General features: G+C 65.7%; 29 protein-coding genes and 3 tRNA genes. 10 read left to right on the top strand and 22 right to left on the bottom strand.

Annotation, left to right across the window (positions count from 1 at the left end; all coding sequences use genetic code 11):
• Positions 1-325 precede the first annotated feature (325 nt).
• Both NNX38_RS00210 and NNX38_RS00215 read left to right on the top strand, forming a co-directional pair.
• Positions 326-787, top strand: a complete 462-nt coding sequence (locus NNX38_RS00210; protein ID WP_255796187.1) for a class F sortase — start codon at positions 326-328, stop codon at positions 785-787.
• A gap of 89 nt (positions 788-876) precedes the next feature.
• A complete protein-coding gene (locus NNX38_RS00215) occupies positions 877-1,419 on the top strand; it encodes a DUF3592 domain-containing protein (RefSeq protein WP_255796188.1) in 543 nt (180 codons plus the stop codon).
• A 1-nt stretch (position 1,420) separates the two neighbouring features.
• Here the strand turns inward: NNX38_RS00215 and NNX38_RS00220 are convergent, their stop codons facing one another.
• The 4 genes from NNX38_RS00220 to NNX38_RS00235 all read right to left on the bottom strand — a co-directional run bounded on the left by NNX38_RS00220 (position 1,421) and on the right by NNX38_RS00235 (position 4,456).
• On the bottom strand, positions 1,421-2,044 hold the full coding sequence (locus tag NNX38_RS00220) for a GyrI-like domain-containing protein (protein ID WP_255796189.1): 624 nt from the start codon (positions 2,042-2,044) through the stop codon (positions 1,421-1,423).
• Positions 2,045-2,221: 177 nt separating this feature from the next.
• Entirely contained in the window at positions 2,222-2,644 is a 423-nt protein-coding gene (locus NNX38_RS00225) for a DUF3151 domain-containing protein (RefSeq protein WP_229951454.1), read from the bottom strand.
• On the bottom strand, positions 2,644-3,663 hold the full coding sequence (gene fbaA, locus NNX38_RS00230) for a class II fructose-bisphosphate aldolase (RefSeq protein ID WP_255796190.1): 1,020 nt from the start codon (positions 3,661-3,663) through the stop codon (positions 2,644-2,646). The genes NNX38_RS00225 and fbaA overlap by 1 nt, the downstream gene beginning before the upstream one ends.
• Before the next feature lie 124 nt (positions 3,664-3,787).
• Positions 3,788-4,456 carry an RNA methyltransferase gene (locus NNX38_RS00235; RefSeq protein ID WP_227920975.1) on the bottom strand — a complete coding sequence of 223 codons (669 nt, stop codon included), beginning with the start codon at positions 4,454-4,456 and terminating at the stop codon, positions 3,788-3,790.
• A 162-nt stretch (positions 4,457-4,618) separates the two neighbouring features.
• Here NNX38_RS00235 and NNX38_RS00240 point away from each other — a divergent pair, with 162 nt between their 5' ends.
• On the top strand, positions 4,619-5,371 hold the full coding sequence (locus NNX38_RS00240; RefSeq protein ID WP_229951537.1) for an HAD-IIA family hydrolase: 753 nt from the start codon (positions 4,619-4,621) through the stop codon (positions 5,369-5,371).
• A gap of 28 nt (positions 5,372-5,399) precedes the next feature.
• Here the strand turns inward: NNX38_RS00240 and NNX38_RS00245 are convergent, their stop codons facing one another.
• Both NNX38_RS00245 and pyrE read right to left on the bottom strand, forming a co-directional pair.
• Positions 5,400-6,410 (bottom strand): alpha/beta fold hydrolase, encoded by a 1,011-nt coding sequence (locus NNX38_RS00245; protein WP_255796191.1) that lies wholly within the window; start codon positions 6,408-6,410, stop codon positions 5,400-5,402.
• A gap of 28 nt (positions 6,411-6,438) precedes the next feature.
• Positions 6,439-7,008 carry an orotate phosphoribosyltransferase gene (pyrE, locus tag NNX38_RS00250; RefSeq protein WP_255796192.1) on the bottom strand — a complete coding sequence of 190 codons (570 nt, stop codon included), beginning with the start codon at positions 7,006-7,008 and terminating at the stop codon, positions 6,439-6,441.
• A gap of 151 nt (positions 7,009-7,159) precedes the next feature.
• Here pyrE and nadE point away from each other — a divergent pair, with 151 nt between their 5' ends.
• The 3 genes from nadE (at position 7,160) to NNX38_RS00265 (ending at position 9,756) form a co-directional block, all read left to right on the top strand.
• Entirely contained in the window at positions 7,160-7,981 is an 822-nt protein-coding gene (nadE, locus tag NNX38_RS00255) for an ammonia-dependent NAD(+) synthetase (RefSeq protein ID WP_255796193.1), read from the top strand.
• 114 nt (positions 7,982-8,095) lie between these two features.
• Positions 8,096-8,899 (top strand): exodeoxyribonuclease III, encoded by an 804-nt coding sequence (locus NNX38_RS00260; RefSeq protein WP_255796194.1) that lies wholly within the window; start codon positions 8,096-8,098, stop codon positions 8,897-8,899.
• A 2-nt stretch (positions 8,900-8,901) separates the two neighbouring features.
• A complete protein-coding gene (locus NNX38_RS00265; RefSeq protein ID WP_255796195.1) occupies positions 8,902-9,756 on the top strand; it encodes a hypothetical protein in 855 nt (284 codons plus the stop codon).
• Between the two features lie 5 nt (positions 9,757-9,761).
• Here NNX38_RS00265 and NNX38_RS00270 read toward each other — a convergent pair whose 3' ends face one another.
• From NNX38_RS00270 to NNX38_RS00305, 8 genes are all read right to left on the bottom strand, one after another.
• Positions 9,762-10,373 carry a hypothetical protein gene (locus NNX38_RS00270; RefSeq protein ID WP_255796196.1) on the bottom strand — a complete coding sequence of 204 codons (612 nt, stop codon included), beginning with the start codon at positions 10,371-10,373 and terminating at the stop codon, positions 9,762-9,764.
• The gene (locus NNX38_RS00275; protein WP_255796197.1) at positions 10,370-10,957 is read right to left on the bottom strand and encodes a DUF6286 domain-containing protein; all 588 of its coding nucleotides are present in this window, start codon (positions 10,955-10,957) and stop codon (positions 10,370-10,372) included. The genes NNX38_RS00270 and NNX38_RS00275 overlap by 4 nt, the downstream gene beginning before the upstream one ends.
• Positions 10,954-11,328 (bottom strand): hypothetical protein, encoded by a 375-nt coding sequence (locus NNX38_RS00280; protein WP_255796734.1) that lies wholly within the window; start codon positions 11,326-11,328, stop codon positions 10,954-10,956. Before NNX38_RS00280 ends, NNX38_RS00275 begins: the two co-directional genes overlap by 4 nt.
• Before the next feature lie 11 nt (positions 11,329-11,339).
• Complete coding sequence (locus NNX38_RS00285) at positions 11,340-11,531, bottom strand: DUF2273 domain-containing protein (protein ID WP_229951443.1); 192 nt, start codon at positions 11,529-11,531, stop codon at positions 11,340-11,342.
• 64 nt (positions 11,532-11,595) lie between these two features.
• Positions 11,596-12,090, bottom strand: coding sequence for an Asp23/Gls24 family envelope stress response protein (locus NNX38_RS00290; protein WP_255796198.1), 495 nt, complete (start codon positions 12,088-12,090; stop codon positions 11,596-11,598).
• Between the two features lie 151 nt (positions 12,091-12,241).
• A tRNA-Phe gene (locus NNX38_RS00295) sits at positions 12,242-12,317 on the bottom strand.
• A gap of 56 nt (positions 12,318-12,373) precedes the next feature.
• Positions 12,374-12,447, bottom strand: a tRNA-Asp gene (locus NNX38_RS00300).
• Between the two features lie 59 nt (positions 12,448-12,506).
• Positions 12,507-12,579: transfer RNA gene (locus NNX38_RS00305), tRNA-Glu, on the bottom strand.
• Between the two features lie 145 nt (positions 12,580-12,724).
• Between NNX38_RS00305 and NNX38_RS00310 the strand changes: the two genes are divergently transcribed.
• Together NNX38_RS00310 and NNX38_RS00315 are read left to right on the top strand one after the other, a co-directional pair.
• On the top strand, positions 12,725-13,084 hold the full coding sequence (locus tag NNX38_RS00310) for a metallopeptidase family protein (RefSeq protein WP_229951535.1): 360 nt from the start codon (positions 12,725-12,727) through the stop codon (positions 13,082-13,084).
• Between the two features lie 9 nt (positions 13,085-13,093).
• Complete coding sequence (locus NNX38_RS00315; protein ID WP_255796199.1) at positions 13,094-14,023, top strand: cation diffusion facilitator family transporter; 930 nt, start codon at positions 13,094-13,096, stop codon at positions 14,021-14,023.
• Between the two features lie 15 nt (positions 14,024-14,038).
• Here NNX38_RS00315 and NNX38_RS00320 read toward each other — a convergent pair whose 3' ends face one another.
• Complete coding sequence (locus NNX38_RS00320; protein WP_255796200.1) at positions 14,039-15,043, bottom strand: universal stress protein; 1,005 nt, start codon at positions 15,041-15,043, stop codon at positions 14,039-14,041.
• Positions 15,044-15,211: 168 nt separating this feature from the next.
• On the opposite strand from NNX38_RS00320, the gene NNX38_RS00325 reads away from it, so the two are divergent.
• Positions 15,212-15,853 (top strand): FAD-binding protein, encoded by a 642-nt coding sequence (locus NNX38_RS00325; protein ID WP_255796201.1) that lies wholly within the window; start codon positions 15,212-15,214, stop codon positions 15,851-15,853.
• Positions 15,854-15,856: 3 nt separating this feature from the next.
• On the opposite strand, the gene NNX38_RS00330 is transcribed toward NNX38_RS00325, so the two are convergent.
• Entirely contained in the window at positions 15,857-16,453 is a 597-nt protein-coding gene (locus NNX38_RS00330; protein ID WP_255796202.1) for a copper resistance CopC family protein, read from the bottom strand.
• Between the two features lie 110 nt (positions 16,454-16,563).
• Between NNX38_RS00330 and NNX38_RS00335 the strand changes: the two genes are divergently transcribed.
• A complete protein-coding gene (locus NNX38_RS00335) occupies positions 16,564-17,994 on the top strand; it encodes an NCS2 family permease (protein ID WP_255796203.1) in 1,431 nt (476 codons plus the stop codon).
• Between the two features lie 100 nt (positions 17,995-18,094).
• Here NNX38_RS00335 and NNX38_RS00340 read toward each other — a convergent pair whose 3' ends face one another.
• From NNX38_RS00340 to NNX38_RS00365, 6 genes are all read right to left on the bottom strand, one after another.
• The gene (locus tag NNX38_RS00340; RefSeq protein ID WP_255796204.1) at positions 18,095-20,308 is read right to left on the bottom strand and encodes a catalase; all 2,214 of its coding nucleotides are present in this window, start codon (positions 20,306-20,308) and stop codon (positions 18,095-18,097) included.
• Positions 20,309-20,460: 152 nt separating this feature from the next.
• A complete protein-coding gene (locus NNX38_RS00345) occupies positions 20,461-21,330 on the bottom strand; it encodes a spermidine synthase (RefSeq protein ID WP_255796205.1) in 870 nt (289 codons plus the stop codon).
• Positions 21,330-21,842, bottom strand: coding sequence for a GNAT family N-acetyltransferase (locus tag NNX38_RS00350; protein ID WP_255796206.1), 513 nt, complete (start codon positions 21,840-21,842; stop codon positions 21,330-21,332). Before NNX38_RS00350 ends, NNX38_RS00345 begins: the two co-directional genes overlap by 1 nt.
• Positions 21,843-21,888: 46 nt before the next feature.
• Entirely contained in the window at positions 21,889-22,539 is a 651-nt protein-coding gene (locus NNX38_RS00355) for an O-methyltransferase (protein WP_255796207.1), read from the bottom strand.
• A 41-nt stretch (positions 22,540-22,580) separates the two neighbouring features.
• Complete coding sequence (locus NNX38_RS00360; protein ID WP_255796208.1) at positions 22,581-22,925, bottom strand: thiamine-binding protein; 345 nt, start codon at positions 22,923-22,925, stop codon at positions 22,581-22,583.
• A gap of 97 nt (positions 22,926-23,022) precedes the next feature.
• Positions 23,023-24,537 (bottom strand): amino acid permease, encoded by a 1,515-nt coding sequence (locus NNX38_RS00365; RefSeq protein ID WP_255796209.1) that lies wholly within the window; start codon positions 24,535-24,537, stop codon positions 23,023-23,025.
• Positions 24,538-24,703: the final 166 nt, after the last annotated feature.

Here is a 24,703-nt window from a genome sequence, read left to right on the forward strand (position 1 = left end):
GAACACTCCGGGCGGCCGCCGCAGAAGCCTTGGTGCGGCTGCGGCGGCCGCGCTTCTCCTCCTCGCGGGGGTCAGCAGCGCCGGGCCGATCAGCATTGGCGGCACTCCGTCGGCAACAGCGTTCGTCCCGACTCCCGTTCCCGCTGCCTCCATTCCGGATTCCCCCATCCCAAGCTCCTCGGCACAGAACTCTCCTACCCCAGGTGTCCCTGCACCAACAGTCCCCGTACCAACCAGCCCGACACCAGACAGCCCCGTAACGGCCGTACCGGTACCGTCGCCGTCGCTGCCGGCCGCGCCTTCCGCGGCACCGAACGCCCAGCCCATGGGAATGCCGGAATCCGCACCGGCGATGCTGCGCATTCCCTCGATCGGGGCGACGTCCAGACTGATCCGCCTGGGCCTGGACGCCGACGGCGCATTGCAGGTCCCTTCGGGCAAACCGGGTTCGCCTGCGGGCTGGTACGAGCACTCCCCCACACCGGGCGAGACGGGTCCGGCCGTGCTGCTGGGGCATGTCAATGCTGAGGGAGGCGGTCCCGGGATTTTCGCCGGCCTCCGCCGGCTCTCCCCCGGTGACCGCATTGAGGTGGTCCGGGAGGACGGCAGCACAGCGGTCTTCACAGTGCGCGGCGGCGAGCAGTATCCCAAGGACGAATTCCCCACGTCCAAGGTGTACGGAAATACCGCCGGTCCGGAACTTCGCATGATTACCTGCGACGGCTATGACCCGAAGACCGGACACTTTGATGACAATTACGTGGTGTACGCCGCGATGGTCCCCTGATGCCAGCCTGCTGCTGCACTAGGGTCTTGGAGTAACAGCGGCTCCGTTCGTGGAACCGGCACGGTGGCGCAGAGTTTCAGGGGGAAACAATGGGTAAACCAACTATGCGTTCCGGCGGCACCCAATCAAGGTCCAAAGATAAGAGCAAGAGTGACCCGCATGAGGCATCGACGTTTTTAGCCGCTCTGATCTGTCTGGCACTCGGTGGTATTTCCCTCCACTGGGACATTGCCGGCGTCAGGGACGACAGGCGCCTTCTTGCAGAGGGCGTGCACGCTCAGGGCGTTGTCACGCGCACTTACGTGGAACGGCACGGAACAGCACGGTACGGGTCCGACGAGACCGTCGCGTCGATCATTTATTCGCCCTCCGCTGGGGACGAGGTCGCAATCACCCATACGGTGCGGAATTCACCAACCGAGGGACTTGAGGACCAAGAGGTAACCCTGTTCTACAACCCGGCTGACCCTTCCGAAGCTGTTGTCGAAGAATGGCGTGACGAGTACGACTGGATGACCGTGGCGGCAGTCCTGTTTTTGGCCGGGGGTGGCTTCGCCTTGGTGGTGAGTACGCGCTCCATTATTAGGGGATTAATTAGGAGACGCCGAAAGCCAGCGGAAAAGCCGCTCTAGATCACGGTGCGGTGCTGCGCACCGGTTGGCGCAGCACCGTCCGCAGCTTCTCCGGAGCCGCCCGCCGCGGGTCGCTGAGGTACACCTCGTGGTGGTCGCCGTTGAAGGTCAGGTGACGTTCGGGCATCCAGGAGTCGTGCAGGCGGGCCAGGACCGGCCCCTCGGCGTCGTACGGCCCAACGAACAGGATCTGCGCAGCCAGGCCCTCCGTAAGTGTCTGCAGCCGCACCTGTTCCAGGCCGGGAAGCTTCTTTTTAGCCTCAACGGAGGCAACAGCTGCGTCCACCATTTCCGGGGTGATCCACTCCGGCTGGGCAATCAGCATGGTCCAGTCCCAGGAGCTTTTGTCGCGGCGGACAAAGGCCTCCGGATCCTCCGCGCGCCACAGACCTTCCAGCGGGCCGACCGTGAAGTCCGCCTCCAACTCATCCTTGGAGGCGAACTTCAGCGAATACGCCACCGGATACAGGCACTCGAGCGCCCGGGTGTATTCAGGGGAAGTATTGGGGTCACCGTGCCCGTCCACGGCCAGATAATGCATGATCGGCACATCCACCAGCGTGAAGTCGCGGCCGCCGGGCGCATACAGTTCCGGATAGGACCGTTTCAGGTCGAACTTTTCCATGCGCTGTCCCTTTCGAGCGCCACCTTTCGAGCGGCTTTCCAGCGTAGGCGTTTGCGCCCGAATACCGGGAGGCCCGGCCGGTGAAGGGGCAACCGGCAGGACCAAAAAGCAACGGGCACCAAAACGGCGGCCCCCAGCAAAACCGGGGACCGCCGTCGTTGTGGTGAAGCCGGGAGCCTACAGCCCTTCGATGGCTGCCTTGGCCTGCGGATCGGAATCGTCGAGGAACTTCCGGATCCGGTCCACTTCCTCGGTCTCGCCGATCGCCGCGGCAGCGCGGCCGAGCGCGTACAGCGAGCGCAGGAAACCGCGGTTGGGCACGTGCGACCACGGGATGGGGCCGATGCCGCGCCAGCCGGCACGGCGCAGGGAATCCAGTCCCCGGTGGTAACCCACCCGGGCGTACGCGTAGGACTCGACGTTGCGGCCCTCTTCGAATGCCTCGTCCGCGAGCGCGGCCCACACCTGCGAGGAGGTGGGGAACTTCGCGGCGAGATCCACCGGTTCGTCGCCGGCCTCCAGACGGGCGACGACGTCGGTCTCCTCCGGCAGGTAGGTGGCGTCGGGGCCGAGGAGGTTCTTGCGGAATTCGTCTGACATTAGAGTGCCTTACCTGCCGATCCAAGGTTCTGTGCTGCTTCCACCACGCGGGCGGCCATGCCCTTTTCAGCGGCTGCACCCCAGACGCGCGGATCGTACTGCTTCTTGTTGCCCACTTCTCCGTCCACCTTCAGCACACCGTCGTAGTTGCGCAGCATGTGGTCCGCCACCGGACGCGTGTAGGCGTACTGGGTGTCGGTGTCGATGTTCATCTTCACGACGCCGTAGGAGACGGCGTCGGCGATCTCCTGGGCGGAGGAACCCGAGCCGCCGTGGAAGACCAGGTCGAACGGCCGGTCCTTGCCGATGGATCCACCCACGGAGTCCTGGATTTCCTTGAGGATTTCCGGGCGCAGCTTTACGCCGCCGGGCTTGTACACGCCGTGCACGTTGCCGAAGGTCAGGGCAGTGATGTAGCGGCCCTTGCTGCCGTCGCCGAGGGCTTCGATGGTGGCCATGCCGTCCTGGACCGTGGTGTAGAGCTTGTCATTGATGGCATTTTCCACGCCGTCCTCTTCACCGCCCACGGTGCCGATCTCGACCTCGAGGATGATCTTGGCGGCGGCCGTGCGGGCCAGCAGCTCCTGCGCGATGCGCAGGTTGTCTTCCAGGGTTTCGGCCGAGCCGTCCCACATGTGCGAGTTGAAGATCGGATCCTCGCCGCGCTTGACGGCGGCTTCGGAGGCGGCCAGCAGCGGCAGGACAAAGTCGTCCAGCTTGTCCTTGGGGCAGTGGTCGGTGTGCAGCGCAATGTTCACGTTGTAGCTCTTGGCCACTTCCTTGGCGTAAGCCGCAAACGCGAGGGAACCGGCGACCATGTTCTTCACGGTGGCGCCGGACCAGTAGGCTGCACCGCCGGTGGACACCTGCACAATGCCGTCCGAACCTGCTTCGGCGAAACCTGCGAGCGCAGCGTTGAGCGTCTGCGAGGAGGTGACATTTACTGCCGGATACGCGAAGCCCCCTGCCTTGGCTCGGTCAATCATCTCGGCATAAATCTCCGGGGTTGCAATAGGCATGCTGACTCCAAGGTCGATACGGCAGGGCCTTCAGCCCTCGTTGGCTCCTTACATCCTAGCCACAAGTGTCCCCGAGACATCAGGTGCCGCCGCCGATTACGACGGCGGCTTCCGGCGCCCGTCCTTAGCCCACCTTCTGGCCGAAGACGTGCCGGCGGATCCAGCCATGCATGGCGATGGCCGCAGCGGAGCCGGCGTTGATGGAACGGGTGGAGCCGAACTGGGCAATGGACAGGGTGGCATCCGCTGCGGCGTGGACTTCCGGGCTTAGGCCGGGGCCCTCCTGCCCGAAGACCAGCACGCAGTTCTCCGGAAGTTCATAGGTTTCCAGCGGCACGGAGTCCGGAAAGTTGTCGATCCCGATGATGTGCAGGCCTTCGCTGCGGGCCCACTGCACAAAGTCCTCAACGGTGGGGTGGTTGCGGATGTGCTGGTAACGGTCGGTGACCATGGCGCCGCGGCGGTTCCACCGGCGTCGTCCGATGATATGCACTTCCTTGGCCATGAAGGCATTGGCGGTGCGCACCACGGTGCCGATGTTGAAGTCATGCTGCCAGTTCTCGATGGCAACGTGGAACGGATGCCGCCGGGTGTCCAGGTCCGCCACAATCGCGTCATGCTTCCAGTAACGGTATTCGTCAACCACGTTGCGGGCGTCCCCGTTGGCCAGCAGTTCCGGGTCCCAGTGATCCCCTTCCGGCAACGGCCCCTCCCAGGGGCCCACACCCACCTGGTGCAACGGTGCGGCGGCTTCATCTACGGTGTCATCGCTGACTTCTTCGGGGCTGTCTATCACCCTTCCAGCCTAAGGTGAAAGACTGGCAACGCCCGCTTCCGGCGCCTCCGGGACAGGTTCCCGGCAGTGCGTGCCCTGTGAGTCGAGGCAGTAAATGCAGTATGCGAGAAATGGGAGACCGTGGGCGAAAACGAGAACATTGAATGCTGGCTGACAGACATGGACGGGGTCCTGGTCCACGAAAACCACCCGATTCCTGGTGCCGCTGAGCTCATTGACCGCTGGGTTGCCACATCCAAGCGGTTCCTGGTGCTGACCAACAATTCCATCTACACCCCGCGGGACCTCGCCGCACGCCTGCGTGCCTCGGGACTGGAAGTCCCGGAAGAAAACCTCTGGACGTCCGCGCTGGCCACGGCCGAGTTCCTCAAGGACCAGGTGAAGAACTCCGGCACTCCCGGACGCTGCTTTGTGGTGGGCGAGGCCGGACTTACGACGGCGCTGCACGAGGCAGGCATGATCCTCACCGACACCGCTCCGGACTACGTGGTGTTGGGCGAGACCCGCACCTATTCCTTTGGCACCATTACCAAGGCAATCCGGCTCATCCTGGACGGCGCGCGTTTCATCGCCACCAACCCGGACGTCACGGGCCCCTCGCAGGAGGGACCGCTCCCGGCGACCGGCGCCATTGCCGCACTGATCACGGCGGCCACCAAGATGGAGCCCTACATTGTCGGCAAGCCGAACCCGATGATGTTCCGGTCCGCCATGCGCAAGATCGACGCCCACTCCGAAACCACCGCCATGATCGGCGACCGGATGGACACCGACATCGTGGCAGGCATCGAGGCGGGACTGCACACCGTGCTGGTGCTCAGCGGCATCACCCAGCGCGAGGACATCAACCGGTATCCGTTCCGGCCCACGCAGATCATGAACTCCGTGGCGGACCTGATCAACACCATCTGAGTCCTCCCGGAACCGGCCCGGGCGGGGGTTATTCCTCCGCCCGGTGACCTCCTGCGGCTTCGGGCGGGTCGAAGAGCCGCAATACCTCCAGCACTATGTCCTGATAGACCGCAGGGTTCCACTGCGGGCTGGCATGGGCGGGACGTGCTCCTTCGGTGACCAGCGAGCTGGTCAGCAGGTTCGCCGGGAACGCGGCTTCCCAGCCGGCCCGGGCCGCGCCGTAGTCCACCGTCCCGTCCTCCGGATTTCCGATGAATGCCAGCTTTGTCCCGCCCAGTGATCCGGAAAACCGGGGAGCCGTGAAGTGGTAGATGTAGGACGCCTGGGACTGGATGAGCCGGCTGGACGGAGCCAACGGTGAAAGCTGTTCCAGGGTTTGTTCCGCAACCGTCCGCCAGGACCGTTCGTTCCGGTGCAGTACGCGCTCCCCCAGCTCGTAGCCACCGCGCAGCCCGGTGGTGATCCGGTAGCCGTTGTCATACAGGAACACCGCTCCCTTGAACATCGTCTGGTCGCGGACTGCATTCCGGCCGGACGGACTGGAATCCAGGACAATCAGGTCGACGGCAACCCCGCGGCCGGCCAGACCTGCGGCCACCTGTACCGCCAGCATTCCGCCGAAGCTGTGCCCGTAAAAGTAGACGCGCGTCAGCGAGTGTTCCCGGATGGAAGCATGCACCGCCTCAAGGATTGCCGGGACTTTCAGGCCCAGATTGGAATATCCGATCCCGGCCAGCTGTCCCCGAGTGGCCAAAGCCGGACGCAGGGAGCGCAGGAGCCAGGCGGTTTCCTCCCAACTGGTCTTGTAGCCGGGGAACAGGAACCACATGGCATGGGGAAACCGCCGTTCGGCGTCCTCGTCGGGCACCCGCAGGATTTCCAGCTCTTCCCGGTAGTGCTGGACGCGGTCGGTGACAACGAGATCGGTGCTGAGCAGGATCCCCGCAAGCGAACCGGCCAGGAACCGGCGTCGGGATACCCGGTGCAGGTCTGCCGTGGTCCGAAGGAGATCCCCCGGAGCGGTAGGTTCCGGTTTCATCGACCCGGTGCCGCGGCGGTTGCTGCCGCTATCCGAGGCCGAGTTCATCCTTGCCGAACGCAAACAGATAGGGAACGCCGGCCTCGGCCTCGATACGCTCCTTGGCTCCGGTGTCCCGGTCCACGATCACAGCCACGGCCACCACGTTGCCGCCGGCGTTGCGCACACCCTCGACGGCGGTCAGCGCCGACCCGCCGGTAGTGGAAGTGTCCTCCAGGACCACCACGTTGCGGCCGGCGACGTCGGGGCCTTCCACCTGGCGGCCCATGCCGTAGGACTTCTGTGCCTTGCGGACAACAAAGGCGTCCACGGCCCGGCCGGCGCGGGTGGCCGCGTGCATTACGGCGGTGCCCACCGGATCAGCTCCCATGGTCAGTCCGCCCGCGTTGGTGAACTCAATGCCTGCACGCTCCAGCAGTTCCAGCATCACGTCGCCGACCAGCACGGACGCTTCGTGCTGCAGCGTGACACGGCGCAGGTCAATGTAGTAATCCGCCTCGGCGCCGGAGGAAAGCACCACTTTGCCGCGCACCACCGCCAACTCCATGATCAGTTCGAGCAGCCGGGCGCGGGACGGGGCGATCGCGGGCGAAGTCATGGCTCAATCCTAGCTACGGGCAACGGGAGGACAGGGCTTTGGTCCCTTATGCGACGTGACACCGGTCAATTCGGCAATCCGGGGCCGGGGCGGCCCAACTCGCACTGCCCTTCCCGGGCACGGCGCGGCAGACGGATATAGGCTGTGATCCATGCGGAAACTACAAGCGGAAATCATTGCCGAACTGGGAGTTCAGCCCACCATTGATGCGGCCGCGGAAATCCGCCGCCGGGTGGACTTCCTCAAGGACTACCTGCACGCCTCGCATACCTCGGGGTACGTTCTGGGCATCAGCGGCGGCGTGGATTCCACGCTTGCGGGCAAGCTCGCCCAGTTGGCCGTGGACGAGCTGAAAGCCGAGGGCACCGACGCGCAGTTCATTGCCCTGCGGCTGCCGTATCGGGTCCAGCATGACGAAGCGGATGCCCAGGCTGCCCTCGAGTTCATCGCGCCGTCCAAGTCCCTGGTGTACAACGTCGGACCGGCGGTGGACGGCTTCGAAGACGAATACGTGAAAATGACCGGCGAGAAAATCACCGACTTCAACAAGGGCAACATCAAGGCCCGGGTGCGCATGACCGCGCAGTATGCAGTGGCGGGCCAGCACAACCTCCTGGTGATCGGCACCGACCACGGCGCCGAATCCGTCACCGGATTCTTCACGAAGTTCGGCGACGGCGGCGCGGACCTGCTGCCGCTCTCCGGCCTGGACAAGCGCCAGAACCGGGCCCTGCTGGCGGAGCTGGGCGCCCCGGAAAAGCTCATCGGCAAGGCACCCACCGCCGACCTGCTGGACGACAAGCCCGGCCAGACCGATGAAACCGAGCTGGGCCTGAGCTACGACACCATCGACGGCTATCTGGAAGGCGGGGACACCCCCGCCGAAGACGCCGAAAAGATCGAGGCACGCTTTGTGATGACCCGGCACAAGCGCACCGTACCCGTCACTGTTTCCGACACCTGGTGGAAATAGCTCCCTTTCCCTACCCCGAGCCCGCCTAAGCGGGCGGTCCATCCCGGCCGCCCGCTTACCCGTTGTGGTGCGGGGCGCAGTGTGGAGCCGGACGGGATTCGGTAACGTAGCAGTGTGAAGATAGCTACCTGGAACGTGAACTCCATCCGCGCCCGAGCCGACCGCATTGAGGCCTGGCTGCAGCGCTCCGACGTCGACGTCCTTGCCATTCAGGAAACCAAGGCGAAGGACGACAATTTCCCCTGGGAACTGTTCGAAAAGAACGGTTACGAGGTGGCCCACTTCGGGCTGAGCCAGTGGAACGGTGTCGCGATCGCGTCCCGCGTGGGGCTCGACGACGTCGAACGCACCTTCCCGGACCAGCCGATGTTCGGCAAAACCGAAGAAACCACGGTGGCTGAGGCCCGCGCCATCGGTGCCACCTGCGGCGGCGTGCGGGTGTGGAGCCTGTACGTACCCAACGGCCGGGCCGTGGATGATCCGCACATGCCCTACAAGCTGCAGTGGCTCAAGACGCTCAAGGACCACGCAGCGGAGTGGATCACCAAGGATCCGTCCCTGGAACTGGCTCTGATGGGCGACTGGAACATTGCTCCGCAGGATGACGACGTATGGGACATCGACTGGTTCCGCGCCCAGAATGCCACGCACATCACCGAACCCGAGCGGCAGGCCTTCAACGAGTTCCTTGACGCCGGGTTCACCGACGTCGTCCGGCCCTTCCATCCCGGCCCCGGCGTCTACACCTACTGGGACTACACCCAGCTGCGGTTCCCCAAGCGCCAGGGCATGCGTATCGACTTCGTCCTGGGCTCCCCAGCCCTGGCCAAGCGCGTAACCGGAGCCGTGATCGACCGGGAAGAACGCAAGGGCAAGGGCGCTTCGGACCACGCACCCGTGATTGTGGAACTGGACTAGCCGTGACGCGGCATCCGCAGCAGTCGCTGTACCGCACCTTCCCGTTTGTCTCCTACCTCCGCGTCTACGAGCCGCTGGACGCCTTTGATGACAGCCAGCAGCTGGCAATCATGGAGCAGCGCGCCCGCGGACGCCACGAAACCGAGGTCCTGGAACGCACGGACGCCGTCCGCCGGCTGGTCCGGGTGGTCTCAGACCCCTTCCCGCACAACGCCACGGACTTGGTCCGGGTGCTGCATTATCCGGCGCAGGAAGGGGTCACCAACCGGTTGTACTGCCCCAACCAGCTGGCCGTGCGCACCTCCCTGGCGGCGGAATCCCTGGGCGAGTCCATCCGCGGCCCCCTGGTGGACGTGCTGGTCCCGGAAGTAGCCCGCGAGGCCCACGCCGCGCGGCTGGATCCGGATTCCTTTGCCGACTCGCTGGCGAAGCTCCACACCCGCTCCGCCACCTGGGGCGTGCCCTTCGGCTGGTTTGTCCTGCTGCACGAAGAGGACCACACCGAGGTGGTGGAGGATGACGGCCATGTCCAGACCGTCCGCCTCTCCGCGCCGGTGCTGCAGTGTATTGACCGGGCGCGCGCAGCCTCGGCCGCCCTGGCCATAGCCGCTCCGGAACTGGACCTGCTGGATGAACTGGCCGAGCTGACCGCCTGGCTGGAGGTCTTTGACCCGGACGCCGTGCTGGAACTGGACTACGGCCCGGTGGCGGACCTCGTCTTCCCGGACGACTCCCCTTCCGACGTGCGGCTGGGAATCGAGTCCCTGGCCGACGGCGACATGACCGGCGCTGCGGCCGCGTACCGCCGGCTGGCGTCGCGGTGGATTCCCATCCGGCAGCTGGCCAGGGCCTCCTAGGGCTCCTAGCGGACCCGGTCCTCGCGGTTGAAGCGCAGCCGGCGTCCGGCCTCCAGGCTCAGCAGCACCGGTGTCTGGTGTCCGAGGACGGTGTCCAGGGTTTCCACCAGGGCTGTGGCGTCGGCAGCAATCAGGTGCGGGGCGGCTCCCTGCCGGGGGGTAATCCGCACGCGCAGGGCGCTGCGCCCCTTCACCGAGTAGGTGCTGACCGCGGAGGCTGCAACGTCCGGGTTCTCCGAAAGGGCGCTGCGCAGGGCCTGCTCGGCCACGGTTCCGCTGATCGCGACCCGGCCGGGGGCGCCGTCGTCGTCGTACTCGGAGAGAAGTGTTCCCGTCCGCCCGCCGCCCTGGCCGGCCATCCACACCGCCATCAGCACGATGCCCAGGAAGCTAAGCACGGCAAGGGCCACCCAGATCCAGCTGCCGCCGCCCCCGGGCAGTGCCGTGGCGGAGAGCGTGGCAGCGATGACCTGCCCGGCATCGGCTGCGAACCCGTGCCAGGCCCGTGCCGCAGCAGGCCAGGCGGAAATGAGCACCAGCCCGGCGCCGATGCACATCAGCACGAGCCCAAGAAGCCCAAGCAGGAAACGGTTCAGTGCCCGCGGTGTGGCATTCACTGTCCAATCACCCCGGCTTCGGCGACCCGTACGCGGACGGCCGGCTGCGGATCCAGTTTGGTCAGCAGCAACTCGTCCTCCACTGCACCCCGCACCGCCTCGGCATCCACGGGAGTGCCCGACGTCGGGCGGATCTGCACCTCCACCAGGGTCCTTCCCACCGTGACGAGCACCTGCTGCGGCGTGACGTCAGCGCGCATCCGGGCGCACCGGGCCAACGACGCGGCCAGGACTTCGCCGTCCACGACGACGGCGGCACGCGGGTTGGGCAGCGCATAACGGGCGCGGCGTCCGGGCAGCACGGCCGGCAGGAAGAACAGCAGGCCGGCAAGGAAGATCAGCGCGCCGGACAACCCGAGGATCAACGGGTCCGAGCCTGCGGGAAGGTCCGCCAGCCACCGCCCGAAGGTAGGCGGATCGATCAGCCACGCCTCCTGGCCCAGCGCCTGGAGCACGGATTCCAGCAGGACGTACGCAAAAAAGAGAATGCCAAGGACGGCAGCAAAGGCCGATGCGGCAGTGCGGGCTGAATGGGTTTCCCGTCGGAGGATTCTGTTGGTTACGTCCAGGTCCGCCTGCTTCATTGCACCCGCCTTCCTTCAACCGGCAGCGCGCCGGTGATGCGGATGTCGACACGGGAAAGACGGGACCCGGTAAGGTCTGCCACCCGTCGGAGCAGGACCGGTTTGGCGGCGTGTGCGCGCTCCCAGACTGTCCCGCCGGCGTGCTGCAGCATGGCCGGTGTAAGGGCCTGCAGCGGTGGCAGGGCGATGGGCAGGGATACCGAGAGCGCCAGCAGCCCGCGGTCATCGGTCCACTGCACGCGCACCTGCTGTGCCGGCACGCCGAAGTATTCGGACGCGGCGGCCTTGGCGGTGCTGGTCAGCGCCTGGGTACTGATCCGGTTATGCCCGGCCAGCCCCGCCCCGGTCTGGATCGCCGGAGGCGCGGTCATCCCGGCGGCGCTCACGAAGAGGAGCGGCGGCCGGTCAGCGCATCGGAAACGCTGCGGAAGTCGATCTTGCCTTCTGCAGCGCGGCCCAGCAGCGCTCCGACTGCAATGAACAGGGCGGTCAGCAGAAAGCCCCAAAAATCGAATATCAGTGCGGCGAAAGCCAATACGGCCCCGACTGCCATTCCCACCACTGTTGGTTTCATTTCCCCTGCCTTAATACCTGCTCCACATAACCCGGTGCGTCCTGCGAGGAACGTGCTTTGAAGCCTATACCGCTTTCGCGCCGCCAACCGGTGCGGTACCGGCTGGATCGGTGGGAAGGTGTACGTCCGAGATTTCCACGTTAACTTCCACCACGCGAAGGCCCACGAGTTTCTCCACGGCACCGTAGACCGCGGCACGGACATTGTTGGCGACGACCATCAGTGCATTGCCGTAGACGGCGATCAAGCTGATATCGACGGCAACTTCCCGTTCGCCGACTTCCACGTGCACACCGGAGGTGGCGCTCGTTCCGCCGACGGCGTCGCGGACGGCACCCAGCGCCCGCCCCGAACTGTTGCCGAGGTTGAAGACGCCCGGAACTGCCCGGGCAGCAATCGCCGCAACCTTGGCCACGGCCTGCTCGCTGATGGAATTGCGGCCGCCGATCGCGGCGGCATCACCGGCACCGGCCACGGCGTGCGCCGGGCTTGCCGGCGCGGGGGCGAGTGGTGCCGCAGTGACGGGAGCGTTCGCTGATGTGTTCCGGGGCTCATCCATGGGTTCAGCGTATCCCGGCAGCCGGACGTTTTGCAGGGCGCAGCAGCTGGGCTGTCAGCGCTGCGTGCGCGCCGGGCCGGCCGGGCAGCTCCCAACAGGCAAAAAGAAAAACCCCGTCCTGTCTCCTGCGAGACAGCTACGGGGTTTTAGCTGGTGGCTCCGACCGGCGTCGATCCGGTGACCTTTCGATTTTCAGTCGAACGCTCTACCAACTGAGCTACAGAGCCTGGCATCATCAACCGATGATCACCGAGATCTTCCAAATCGCTTCAGAAAATCTGAGCGACCCTGACGGGACTTGAACCCGCGACCTCCGCCGTGACAGGGCGGCGCGCTAACCAGCTGCGCTACAGGGCCTTGCATTTCACGAGTGTAAACTTTACCAGATTCTCACCGGCTCATTTACCACTCCTGAGTACCCCCAACGGGATTCGAACCCGTGCCGCCGCCGTGAAAGGGCGGTGTCCTAGGCCGCTAGACGATGGGGGCCAACAGAACACACATGGATTGAAGCGGCTGGTGAACCAGTCGTTTCGCTCCGTTGTGGACTCTAAAACTATAGGGCTTATTTCCGGAATATCCAAAACGCTTCCGGTGAGGCCTGCGCCACTACAGTGGAGGGGTGCCAATCGAGATGAATCCGGATGAGTTCGACGCCTGCGTGGAAGCCGCCCTCGACTCCATTCCAGCGGACCTGTCCCGCGCCATGAACAACGTCGCGGTCTTCATTGAGGACGAGTATGTGCCGGGCCCGCACGAAGATCCGGACACGGAACTGCTGGGGGTCTACGAAGGGACCCCGCTGACCGAGCGGGATTCCTGGTGGGATGCGGGTTCCCTGCCGGACCGGATTGTGGTGTTCCGCGGGCCCTTGCTGCGGATGTGCGACAGCCGGGAGGAAGTAGTGGACGAGGTCCGCATCACCGTCATCCATGAGGTGGCCCATCACTTCGGCATCGACGACGAGCGGCTGCACGAACTGGGCTGGGGCTAGCCTTTAAGCATGGGTGAACATCACGGGCACAGCCACGGACTGGGCACAGTCACCGCTACCGGTAAGCACCGGCGGCGCCTCCTGATCGTTTTCCTCATCACCATCTCGGTGGTCCTGATCCAGGTTGCCGGCGCCCTGCTTTCGGGGTCGCTGGCGCTGCTTGCCGACGCCGGCCACATGCTTTCCGACGCAGCAGGCGTTTCCATTGCGCTGTTCGCGGCCTGGATTGCCGCCCGGCCGGCCACAAACCGGCGGACCTACGGCTACCAGCGGGCCGAAGTCCTGGCCGCCTTGGCCAATGCCGTGCTGCTGATCGTGATTGCCGTAGTGATCTTCGTCGAGGCGGTCCGCCGCCTGGGCAGCGAGCCCGACGTCGACACGGGGCTGATGCTGCCGTTCGCCGTCGTCGGCGGCCTGGCCAACCTCATTTCCCTGCTGGTCCTGCATGCCGGACGCAAGGAATCCCTGAATGTGCGAGGCGCCTACTTGGAGGTACTGGGGGATCTCCTGGGCTCGGCTGCCGTGGTGGTTTCCGCCGTCGTCATCATGACCACCGGCTATCAGCAGGCGGACACCTGGGCCTCGTTCCTGATTGCCCTGATGATTGCCCCGCGGGCCTGGTCGCTGCTGCGGGAAGTGATCGATGTGCTGCTCGAGGCCACCCCGCAGGGCGTGGACGTGGGCATGATCCGCAACCACATTGTGTCTGTGGACGGGGTGTCCGACGCGCACGACATACACATCTGGACCATCACCTCCGGCGTTCCGGTGTTCTCCGCACACGTGGTGGTGGAGGAGGAGCACCTCACTCCGGACGGCCTGGACACCGTACTGGACCGGCTGACCAGGTGCCTGAGCAGCCATTTCGACACCGAGCACTGCACCTTCCAGCTGGAGCCCGCCAGCCATGCCGTGCACGAGGGCCAGCAGCACGCCTAAGTACGTGGCAGGCTGCTACTCGGCAACCATGGGGCCGAAGTCAGGCCGGTCCAGCAGCCTCGGATCCTCGTGGTCCGGCACCACCATCAGCGGACCCTTGGCATGGTGCAGCACGCTCTGGCTGGTGGACCCCATCAGCATGCCGGCAAAGCCGCCGCGGCCGCGGGTGCCCAGCACCAGGAGTTCAACCTTTGCGGTGCGTTCAATCAGGATCTCGCCCGGGGACCCGTCAACCAGTTCAACGGTCATTTCCAGTCCCGGGAAGTGGCTCTGCAGCCAGTCCCGGCCGGCGTCGAGCTGTTCATGCAGTTCCGCATGCAGCGCCTCGATGTCCAGCGGGGCAGGCACCCAGGCCAGCGAGCCGGTGAACGGCGGCAGCGCGCACAGAATACGCAGCGGCAGGCCCATACTCCGCGCCTGTTCGGCCGCAACGAGCGATGCGGCGCGGCCCTGTTCCGAGCCGTCCACTCCGACGACGACGGCGCGGTGCACGGCATCCGGGTCCGGCGAGTTTGCCGGGGGCCGCACTCCCGAGTCGGGAAGCCGTCCGGCGGTCCGCAGCGGCACCACGACGGTAGGGCACTTCGCGTGCGCGGGGAGGGCACTGGAGACCGAACCCAGCAGGCGCCCGACAAAACCGCCGCGGCCGCGTGAACCCACGACCATGAGGTCTGCATCTTCGGAAAGCTCCAGCAGGACTGCGGCCGCATCTCCGGTCTCCACCCGGGGAATTACTTCAACCCCGTAGTGGCTGATCCGCTCCACGGCTTCATCCAGCACCTGCTGGGCGCCGTCCCGGATCATTGCGTCATCAACCGTGGTGTAGCCGGCGTCCATGGAGGAAGCGGCGAAAATGGGCACCGTGTACGCCGTCACTACGTGCAGCGGGCACTGCCGCCGCCGCGCCTCCCGGGCAGCCCAGAACAGGGCGCAGATGCTTTGGTCGGATCCGTCCACGCCGACGACGATGCCCGCAGGCCCCTCAGCGCCGGGCCCTGTACCCCAGGTCGAATCAGTCATATGCCGCTCCTTCGGGTCCCCAACCGGCAAGTCCCCTTCCGGCTGTCGTTGGCAGTAGCGTACCGCGCCGGGTGCCCGGTCACGCTACCGCTGCAGGGCAAGTGCCTATAGGGTGCCGCCTTGAAGCCTGTGGGGAGGGTTACCAAGACCGTCGGAAGGAACGACTGCGTGGATTCTTCTCCGAACGCGCAAACCGGTTCCACTGGGCATGAGGAAACAAAGCAAGATGAAGCGGCAACGGAGCTGACCGGGGCCGTGGTGATCGGCTGCGGCCTCAGCGGGTTGGCGGTGGCCACCGAACTATGCCGCCAGGGCGTGGACTCGATAGTGGTCCACGGACCGGCACCGGCCGCAGCCACCATCAGGGAAGCCGCGGCAGAGCCGGAGGTGTTCCCGGAACGGTTGGAGGTGCTGCGCGTGCTGCACGCCTATGCTGCCAGCCACCGGCTGGACGTCCGGGAGGATTCCGAAGCGCAGGAAATGACCTTGGCGGCTCCCGCCGGCCTCCTTCCCTCGCCGGCGGCTGCCAGCGGCAAATGGGCCATCCGCACCGGCAGGGAACTGCTCCTGGCCGACTATGTGGTGCTCACCAGTTGCTCCAGATCGGATCTGCGGAAGCTGGCCCGGGCGCTGGGCGTGGGCGCCGGACCGGAAGCAGTGGAGGCGTTGCGTGGAATCGGCGTATATCTGGTCGGCGTCGGCGAAAACCTGCTGCCGTCCCTCCGCGGGCTTATGCGCCAAGCGAAGGCAGCCGGTGAGGCAATCGCGGACGCGGGGTCACCTGCCCCGCAAGCCCCTACCCAGGGGTGAGCGCTAGTCCTCGCGCAGCCGCCGGCGAACGATCAGGGCGATCAGCACTGCCACGGCGAGAATCACCACCGCTGCCGGCACGATCACCGGCCACGGGGATCCGGCGTCGTCGGACTGGTTCAGCACCGGGCTTTGACTTGCTGCGGGCGGCAGGGGCGCAGCAGTAGACGGAGCGGGGGTGGCGGTGCCGGTGCCGCCGCCTGCCACCGTAAACCCGAATGTCCCCTCGATCGGGTGGGCGTCAGAGGACACCACGCGCCACTGAACCGTGTAGCTGCCGGCGGGCGCTCCGGTGCGGAGCTGCTGGGTGGCGGTGTTGTCCAGGATCCGCACCGAGCCCTGCGCCCAGTCTGTTCCGTCCTCATCCAGGACCCGTACCTCGGAGCCGATGGCGGCCGGAACACTCGAAAAGGTCAGCTCCACGGATTCCGGAGCCGCATCCAGCACCGAGCCGCTGCCCGGAGTGCTGCCCGTCAGTTCATCATGCGCCGCGGCGGGCGGAGCAGATACCAGCAGCACCGCGCAGAGGGCGAGCAGGAAGACAGCGGCCACGGGGGCGAAAGCTGACCGGGAGAGGTAAGAGCGCACAGAAATCGTCACCGTTTCAGCCTAACGGAGCGCCGTTCCGGGCACCGCCATGTCCGAAACGATAAGATCTAAGTGCAGGATTCCCTCACCATCCCCCCACTGGTCAGTTCAGAGGACGCGTCATGCTCAAACAAGGTTCAAAGCTGGACCGTTACTTCGAAATCACCAAGCGGGGTTCCTCCGTATCCGCCGAAGTGCGCGGTGGCCTGGCCACTTTCTTCGCCATGAGTTACATCGTGGTCCTTAACCCCCTGATCCTCGGCGGTGAGGACTCGATGGGCAACACCATGCCCGGCCCGGCAATTGCCGCGGGCACCGCCCTGGTGGCAGGCGTCCTGACCCTGATTATGGGCATCTGGGCCAAACACCCGTTCGCGATTGCCACAGGATTGGGCGTCAACGCCTTCGTGGCCGTGACGGTTGCCTCCAACGACGGATTGACCTGGCCTGACGTGATGGGCCTGGTAGTCATCGCGGGCCTGGCGATGGTGATCCTGGTCCTCACCGGATTCCGTACCGCCGTTTTCCGGGCCGTTCCGCCCAGCCTGAAAACCGCGATCGTGGTCGGTATCGGCCTGTTCATAGCGCTGGTCGGCCTGGTCAACGCGGGCTTTGTCCGGCGCAATCCGGATGCCGCCGGCACTACTGTGCCGCTGGGGCTGGGCAACGGCGGCCAGTTGCTGGGGTGGCCCACGCTGGTGTTTGTCTTCGGCCTGCTGCTGACCATTGTGCTGATGTCCCGCAAGGTCCGGGGTGCGATCCTCATCGGCATCGTCGCCTCGACCGCTTTCGCTGTCCTTATCGAATGGCTGGCCGCTCCGGGCAGCCAGGGTGCCGGAGTGGCTACCGGCTGGTCGCTGGTGACCCCGAGCATGCCCCAATGGGCTGCTCCGGATCTCTCCCTGATCGGCGATGTCAGCCTCGTAGGGTCCTTCCAGACCCTGGGCGGAGTTGCCGCCTCGCTGCTGGTCTTCGTGATCCTGCTCAGCATCTTCTTCGACGCGATGGGTACCATGGTGGGCCTCGCCACCGAGGCCGGCAGCATCGACAAGGACGGCAACATCCCCCGCGTGGAGCGCGTCCTCCTGGTGGATGCCGCAGGTGCGGTGGCCGGCGGCGGTGCCGGTGTTTCCTCCAACCAGATTTTCGTGGAGTCCGGCGCCGGCATCGGCGAAGGTGCGCGCACCGGGCTCGCCTCCGTGGTGACCGGCCTGCTGTTCATCGTGGCCATGTTCCTGACGCCGCTGATCTACCTGGTGCCGTTCGAGGCCGTGGCCCCTGCCCTGGTGGTCGTGGGCTACCTGATGGTCTCCCAGGTGGGCAAGATCGACTGGAGCGACATCGGGCTGGCCCTGCCGTCCTTCCTCACCTTCACGCTGATGCCGTTCACCTACTCGATCGCTGACGGCCTGGGTGCCGGGTTCATCTCCTTCACCATCATCCGCGTCTTCCAGGGCCGGGGCCGTGAGGTCCACCCCCTGATGTACGTGGTGGCAGCGGCATTCGCCCTGTTCTTCGGCATAGGTCCCATCAGGGAGATTGTGGGAATCTAGGCAGGGAGCTATTCCCCCCCAGCGCTGCTAAACAAGAAGGGATCCGCGGCTGCGGATCCCTTCTCGTTTTATCCGGCTTGGGCACCGGCAACCGCGTCAGCTAGGCGGTTGGAAAACGCTCCCACACCCGGTGGTTGGCCAGGAGCGCGGTAACGCCGGACGCAACCTCGGTGGCTCCGCCTACAACAACGCCGGCCGTTTCCGCGGGGATGCCGGCAGCCGCAAGAACCGAACCTCCATCGCCCCAGGCACCAAGGGCCTTGGCGTGGCGGAAGGCTTCGGCCAGGAGCAGGGTGACCCTCGGGTCAAGCGAGGGGTGCCCGCCGGGGTTGCCCGCCTTGGCATCCAGGCTGTCCGCCGCATCCGGTGCCGCGGCACCCGAAGCCGCCACGATCACGGCGTCGAATTCGGTGGAGCGGGCCGTCAGGTAGGTCCGCTGGACAGTGATTTCCGCACCCAGCTTGCCGGCGTGCGGGGCAATGACCAGCGGAACCATGCCCTCCGCGTGGATAGCTGCCAGGACCTCGGAAACCGAGGCAAGATCGGACGCTTCATCGGCGACAACACCGACCACCCGACCTGCCACCGGCCAAGAGCCGCCGAGCTGGCTGAGCGCAGGGCTGGGGGCGGTGTCGGCAACGTCGAGGGCAGGAGCCGGGGCCGTGAGGCCCAGGCCGGCGGCCACGTCGTCGGCAAGGCGCTTGTCGATATTCGCAAGCGACTGGAGCTGGCGCAGCCGGATGTTCTCCTCGTAGCACTTGCCAAGTTCAAATGTGTAGGCCTGGACCACGTGGTCCTGCTCCACCGGAGTCAGGGAACGGAAGAACATCCGCGCCTGGCTGTAGTGGTCATCAAAGGTGGCGGGATTCTCGCGCACTTTACGGGCCGCGGGCACCTCGACGGGAACATCAATGAAGGCACTCATGTCTGCTCCGGCCATAAAGGGGCAGCCGCCGTCGAGCGAGTTGGGCTGGTACGGCGCCACGCCGGAATGGTCCGCACTCTGGTGGAACCCGTCCCGAAGCATGTCGTTGACCGGTGCATGCGGGCGGTTGATGGGAATCTGGCTGAAGTTCGGGCCACCCAGCCGGGTCAGCTGCGTATCGATGTAGGAGAACAACCGGCCCTGCAGCAGCGGGTCATTGGTGACGTCGATGCCCGGCACCAGGTGTCCGGGGTGGAAGGCCACCTGTTCGGTTTCCGCGAAGTAGTTCGTGACGTTGGCGTTCAGGGTCATGGTGCCGATGACCTGCACCGGTGCCAGTTCCTCGGGGACGAGCTTGGTCGGGTCCAGCAGGTCGATGCCCTCAAACATTTCGTCTTCGGTGTCGGGGAAGACCTGGATACCCAGATCCCACTGCGGGAACGCACCGGCTTCAATCGCGTCTGCGAGGTCGCGCCGGTGGAAGTCCGGATCCATGCCGTTAATGATCTGCGCTTCTTCCCAGACGAGGGAGTGCACACCCTGGCGGGGCTTCCAGTGGAACTTCACCAGGGTGGTTTGACCGGCGGCGTTAATCAGCCGGAAGGTGTGAACGCCGAAGCCTTCCATGGTGCGGTAGGAGCGGGGGATGCCCCGGTCGGACATGTTCCACATGGTGTGGTGCTGCGCTTCGGTGTGGAGCGAGACGAAGTCCCAGAAGGTGTCGTGGGCGCTCTGGGCCTGCGGAATCTCACGGTCCGGGTGCGGCTTCCCGGCGTGGATTACGTCGGGGAACTTGATGGCGTCCTGGATAAAGAACACCGGAATGTTATTGCCGACCAGGTCATAGTTGCCCTCGGCGGTGTAGAACTTGGTGCTGAATCCGCGGGTGTCCCGGACGGTGTCCGCGGAACCGCGGGAGCCGAGCACGGTGGAGAAGCGAACAAAGACGGGGGTTTCCACGCCCTTGGCCAGGAAGCCGGCCTGCGTGACTCCTTCGGCAGCGCCGTTGGCCGTAAACACACCGTGGGCTGCAGCGCCGCGGGCGTGGACCACGCGCTCGGGAATGCGCTCGTGGTCGAAGTGGGTGATCTTTTCACGGAGGTGGTGGTCCTGCAGCAGCACGGGGCCGCGGGGGCCGGCCTTCAGCGAGTGATCGGTGTCCCGCACCCGCACGCCCTGCGCGGTGGTGAGGAATTGTCCGCTCTGGGAGGTGGAGGACTTCGGTGCCCCGGTGGCCACGCCTGTGGCGGTAACGGTCTCCGGTCCGTCCTGATCCGGTTTGGGCGGCAGCGGTTCGCGGGGCTGCGTCGGTTCGGCCAGTTCCGGGGCCTGCGTAGCCGGGGCGCCCGGGATAGGCAGGTCGGTTTCGGATGTGTTCTTGCTGAACATGTAGCCTCCATTGTGGTTGGTCCAGCCGCCGCCCGAAGGCCGCGGCCGTCCTCACCACCCTACTGAAGTAAGCATGCTGACTGTTAACCCGAGACTGTCGGGCTGGCAGCCTTCGGCTCCTCGTGGCGCTTCACGCGGCGGGTCCGGGCCGCCTATCCCGCCGGCACTTCCTGGACAGGGTCGTCATGGAGGGGCCTGGAACCGGCAGCAAAGCTGCGCACCTTTTCGTCCGCCCACAGATGGGCGGGAACCGCTCCCCCCAGCAGGGTGCGTGGCAGGGACGGATCCTCCGCAAACGGGGTGTCACTGCCGGCCAGGATGATGTTGCCGTAACGACGGCCCTTCAGCATGGCCGGATCGGCTATCGCCGCGGTGTACGCAAACGCCGCACAGATGGTGGCGGCTTCGGCCCGGGCGCCGCGCAGGTCCGGCGTGTCGCCGCAGTTCACCACATAGACGCCGCCCGGAGCGAGCACCCGGGCCACCTGCGCGGTGAATTCCGCGGTCGTCAGCGGCACCGGTGTCTTGGCGCCGGCAAAGACATCGCGGATCACCAGGTCGCGGCTGTCCTCATGCAGGGTTTCAGTCACGGCACGCGCCTCCCCCACCCGCAGCCGCAGCAGGGGTGCCCGGGGCAGGTCAAACCACCCGCGGACCAGCTCCGCCAGCCTGCCGTCCAGTTCCACGGCAACCTGACGGGCACCGGGATATACGGCGGCCAGGTACCGGGCCAGCGAACACGCCGCTGCACCCAGGTGCAGGGCACGCAGCGAGGCATCCGGACGCCAGCGCGATTCCACCAGGGCGGCGATCCAGCGCATGTATTCAAAGTCCAGGTGGCGCGGGTCGGCAAGGTCGATATGCGAACTGTGCACTCCGTTCACCATCAGGATCCAGCCGTCGGGGCTGAAAGAGTCCGGAACCAGTTCACATGTTCCCGTGTCGATCGGATAAGTGCCGGCCACCGGGCCGTTGCCCGCCACGGCGTCCACCGGATCCTTGCCGGGGCGCTTGCGTCCCATCAGTGCCTCACCATCCGGATTTCCACCATGCCGGTGCCGGCCCAGACCTGCGGCAGGTCCTTGGACGTTCCGTCTGCCGCGAAACCGTTGCGCCGGTAGAACGCCTGGGCGCGTGCGTTGTCCTCCAGCACCCAGACATACGCGGGTTCCGTTTCCACGGCGTGCTCTAGCAAAGCCTGTCCAACACCCTTTCCGTACGCTTCAGCCAGAATGTAAATGGACCACAGTTCCAGCGGAACGTCCGCGTCGCTGTCCCGTGCGGGGCCGGCGGACGCGAAACCCAGGAGCCGGCCGTCTTCCGAATGGGCCAGCCAGTTCCGAATGGCCGGGTCCACTGCCTGTTCTGCCAGGGCTGCCCGCCGGTGTTCGACGGCGGCGCTGCGGTCCGCTTCCCGGCGCTGGAACACCTCATCCCCCAGTACATGGGCGTAGCTCTCCCGCCAGGACTGCAGATGGACGGACACAAAGTCCTCGGCATCGCCGGGGAGTGCGCGCCGGATAGTAAAGCTCATGTCTCCAGCTTAAGTCGGCACAGGCTGCGTCCCGGACGGCGAGCAGTCACAGCACCAGTGCGAGCGCGAAGCCGTCCCATCCCTTGCTCCCTACTGTCTGCAGTGCCGTGGTGTCCAGCCGCGGATGCGAGCCGAGGATGTCCACGGCGGCACGGGTGCCCTGCACTGCTTCGTCGCCGTCGGGGTCCAGGACGCTGCCGCCGCGGACCACATTGTCCACCACAATCACGCTCCCCGGCCGGGACAGCTTCACCGCCCAGTCCAGGTAGGCGGGGTTGTTGACCTTGTCTGCGTCGATGAAAAACAGATCGAACGGCTCCCCGCCGGCTAGATCCGGCAGGGTGTCCAAGGCGGCGCCCACCCGAATGGTTACCTGGCCCAGAAGCCCGGCCGCGGCAAGATTGGCGCGGGCCACCTCCGCATGGCGGGGTTCGTATTCACACGTGATCAGTTCGCCGTCGTCGGGCAGTGCCCGGGCCAGCCAGGCAGTACTGAACCCGCCCAGGGTACCGATCTCGAGTATCCGCCGGGCGCCGGCGATGCGGGCCAGCAGCATCAGGAACTTTCCCTGCGCGGCGGATACCTCGATGGGCGGAAGCCCGGCGGCCCCGGTCGCGGCGACAATGGCCTTCAGCTGGTCATCCGGCTGCACCACCCGGCTGTTGAAGTACTCCTCGACCTGCTCCCACTGCGACATCTCCTGCTCCCGTTCCGCCGGTGCGTCCGGCCGCTGCATGCCTAGGCGTGCCCGCTGTACTCGTCCAGTTCGCCGAGTGCCTTTTCCAGCCGTTCCACCTTGCCGGTCAACTCGCCGGTGTGCCCCGGCCGGATATCCGCCTTGAGCACCAGCGAAACCCGGCTGCCATACTGGCCAACCGCTTCCGTGGCCCGGCGGATTACATCCATCACTTCGTCCCACTCACCCTCCAGGGTGGTGAACATGGCGTCCGTGGAATTCGGCAGGCCGGATTCCCTGACGATCTGAACTGCGGCGGCCACGGCGTCGTGCACCGAGGCCGAAGGACCGGCGGCGGGGGTCTGCGGGCCGGTACCGGAGGGAGCGACGGAAAAAGCTACAAGCATCTGCCCAGTGTGCCACCGCAGGCACCAAAAAACCCGCGCAGGCTGCCAGCCGGCGCGGGTTTAGAGGTTTACTGGAGGACCGTCCGGCCCGCCGGACTCAGACTGCCGTGTCCTGGTTCGCACCTGCGGCGGCCACGTCCTGGAACTTCTCGTTCAGACGTGAATGCCGCTGGCCGTAGGCGAAGTACAGCAGGAAGCCGATAACCAGCCAGCCCGCGAAGTAGATCCAGGTCTCAACTGCAAGGTTGGTCATCAGGTACAGGCACAGCACTGCGGAAAGGACCGGGATCACCGGACCGAAGGGCACCCGGAAGGCGGGGCGCAGGTCCGGACGCTTCTTCCGCAGCACGAGGATGCCCAGGCTCACCACCACGAACGCGGAGAGCGTGCCGATGTTGATCATTTCCTCGAGTACGTCCACCCGCGTGAACCCTGCCACCACCGCAACCAGGACACCGAGGATGATCTGCAGCCGGGCCGGCGTCGAGTGCTTGTCGCTGGTCCGGGAGAGCGAGCGGGGCAGCAGGCCGTCCCGGGACATCGCCAGCACCACGCGGGCCAGGCCCATCAGCAGCACCATGATCACCGTGGTCAGGCCGATCAGGGATCCGACGGCGATGACCGATGCCGCGCCCGTGTTCCCCACGAGGGCAAAGGCCGTGGCGAGGTTGGGGTCTTCGGCTGCGGCCAGTTCGGTGTAGGGGACCATGCCCGTCAGGGCCAGGGAGACGCCGATGTAAAGCAGCGTGACCACGGCCAGACCGGCGAAGATGCCCCGCGGCAGCGTCTTGCCAGGGTCCTTGACCTCTTCGGCAGAGGTGGCCACAACGTCGAATCCGATGAAAGCGAAGAAAACAATGGCGGCGCCGGCAAAGACACCGAACAATCCGTACTGCGCAGGAGCGGCACCGGTCATGAAGGAGAACAGGGACTGCTGAAGGACCCCGGAGCTTCCATCAGTGGCGGTGGAGACCGGATCCGGAATAAACGGCGTGTAGTTCTCCGCCTTGACGTAGAAGAAACCGGCGACGATCACGAAGAGCACCACGCCCACCTTGATGATGGTGAAAACGTTGCTCACCTGGGCGGAAAGCTTGGTGCCCATGACCAGCAGGAAGGTAAAGACGGCAACGATAAGGAACGGGCCCCAGGTCAGCGAAATCACGCCCAGTTCCAGCGTTGCCGGTACATCCCAGCCGATAAGTGCAAAAACCTCGCTGAGGTAGATGCCCCAGTACTTTGCAATAACCGCCGCCGCGGTGAACAGCTCCAGGATGAGGTTCCAGCCGATGATCCAGGCAGCCAGCTCGCCCATCGTGGCGTAAGTAAACACGTAGGCGGAGCCTGCCACCGGAATGGCCGTGGCGAACTCGGCGTAACACATAATGGCGAGCGCGCAGGTGATTGCCGCCAGTACGAACGAAAGGGTTACGGCCGGGCCGGAGAACTGCCCCGCCGCCCGGGCACCTACCGAGAAGATACCGGCGCCTACGGCCACCGCGACGCCCATGATCATGAGGTCCCAGGTGGTGAGTGAGCGCTTTAGCCGACGGCCGGGCTCGTCGGCGTCCGCAAGGGAACTCTCGATGGGTTTGGTACGGAAGAGACTCACGTGGATCCTCGCCTTATCTGAGGGAAAAACTAACCGATCAATCGTAGGCTGAGCGCCGTGCGGCTCTTATTTTAGTCTCACATGCTGAGACAACCGAGTCCAAGAAGCACCCTCTGGGGAACCGGCGCCGGGGCTCTGGCTGGCAAGTGCCGCAGCCTTTTGGGAG

The sequence above is a fragment of the Arthrobacter sp. zg-Y238 genome, assembly GCF_024385525.1.
Classification (GTDB): Bacteria; Actinomycetota; Actinomycetes; order Actinomycetales; family Micrococcaceae; genus Arthrobacter_B; species Arthrobacter_B jinronghuae.

Bases quoted from the DNA above. Each gene is read 5' to 3' on its own strand.
- NNX38_RS00210 (WP_255796187.1), top strand. From the start codon at position 326: ATGGGAATGCCGGAATCCGCACCGGCGATGCTGCGCATTCCCTCGATC.
- NNX38_RS00215 (WP_255796188.1), top strand. From the start codon at position 877: ATGGGTAAACCAACTATGCGTTCCGGCGGCACCCAATCAAGGTCCAAA.
- NNX38_RS00220 (WP_255796189.1), bottom strand. From the start codon at position 2,044: ATGGAAAAGTTCGACCTGAAACGGTCCTATCCGGAACTGTATGCGCCC.
- NNX38_RS00225 (WP_229951454.1), bottom strand. From the start codon at position 2,644: ATGTCAGACGAATTCCGCAAGAACCTCCTCGGCCCCGACGCCACCTAC.
- fbaA (WP_255796190.1), bottom strand. From the start codon at position 3,663: ATGCCTATTGCAACCCCGGAGATTTATGCCGAGATGATTGACCGAGCC.
- NNX38_RS00240 (WP_229951537.1), top strand. From the start codon at position 4,619: ATGGACGGGGTCCTGGTCCACGAAAACCACCCGATTCCTGGTGCCGCT.
- NNX38_RS00245 (WP_255796191.1), bottom strand. From the start codon at position 6,410: ATGAAACCGGAACCTACCGCTCCGGGGGATCTCCTTCGGACCACGGCA.
- pyrE (WP_255796192.1), bottom strand. From the start codon at position 7,008: ATGACTTCGCCCGCGATCGCCCCGTCCCGCGCCCGGCTGCTCGAACTG.
- nadE (WP_255796193.1), top strand. From the start codon at position 7,160: ATGCGGAAACTACAAGCGGAAATCATTGCCGAACTGGGAGTTCAGCCC.
- NNX38_RS00275 (WP_255796197.1), bottom strand. From the start codon at position 10,957: ATGAAGCAGGCGGACCTGGACGTAACCAACAGAATCCTCCGACGGGAA.
- NNX38_RS00280 (WP_255796734.1), bottom strand. From the start codon at position 11,328: ATGACCGCGCCTCCGGCGATCCAGACCGGGGCGGGGCTGGCCGGGCAT.
- NNX38_RS00285 (WP_229951443.1), bottom strand. From the start codon at position 11,531: ATGAAACCAACAGTGGTGGGAATGGCAGTCGGGGCCGTATTGGCTTTC.
- NNX38_RS00290 (WP_255796198.1), bottom strand. From the start codon at position 12,090: ATGGATGAGCCCCGGAACACATCAGCGAACGCTCCCGTCACTGCGGCA.
- NNX38_RS00310 (WP_229951535.1), top strand. From the start codon at position 12,725: ATGAATCCGGATGAGTTCGACGCCTGCGTGGAAGCCGCCCTCGACTCC.
- NNX38_RS00315 (WP_255796199.1), top strand. From the start codon at position 13,094: ATGGGTGAACATCACGGGCACAGCCACGGACTGGGCACAGTCACCGCT.
- NNX38_RS00320 (WP_255796200.1), bottom strand. From the start codon at position 15,043: ATGACTGATTCGACCTGGGGTACAGGGCCCGGCGCTGAGGGGCCTGCG.
- NNX38_RS00335 (WP_255796203.1), top strand. From the start codon at position 16,564: ATGCTCAAACAAGGTTCAAAGCTGGACCGTTACTTCGAAATCACCAAG.
- NNX38_RS00340 (WP_255796204.1), bottom strand. From the start codon at position 20,308: ATGTTCAGCAAGAACACATCCGAAACCGACCTGCCTATCCCGGGCGCC.
- NNX38_RS00345 (WP_255796205.1), bottom strand. From the start codon at position 21,330: ATGGGACGCAAGCGCCCCGGCAAGGATCCGGTGGACGCCGTGGCGGGC.
- NNX38_RS00350 (WP_255796206.1), bottom strand. From the start codon at position 21,842: ATGAGCTTTACTATCCGGCGCGCACTCCCCGGCGATGCCGAGGACTTT.
- NNX38_RS00355 (WP_255796207.1), bottom strand. From the start codon at position 22,539: ATGTCGCAGTGGGAGCAGGTCGAGGAGTACTTCAACAGCCGGGTGGTG.
- NNX38_RS00360 (WP_255796208.1), bottom strand. From the start codon at position 22,925: ATGCTTGTAGCTTTTTCCGTCGCTCCCTCCGGTACCGGCCCGCAGACC.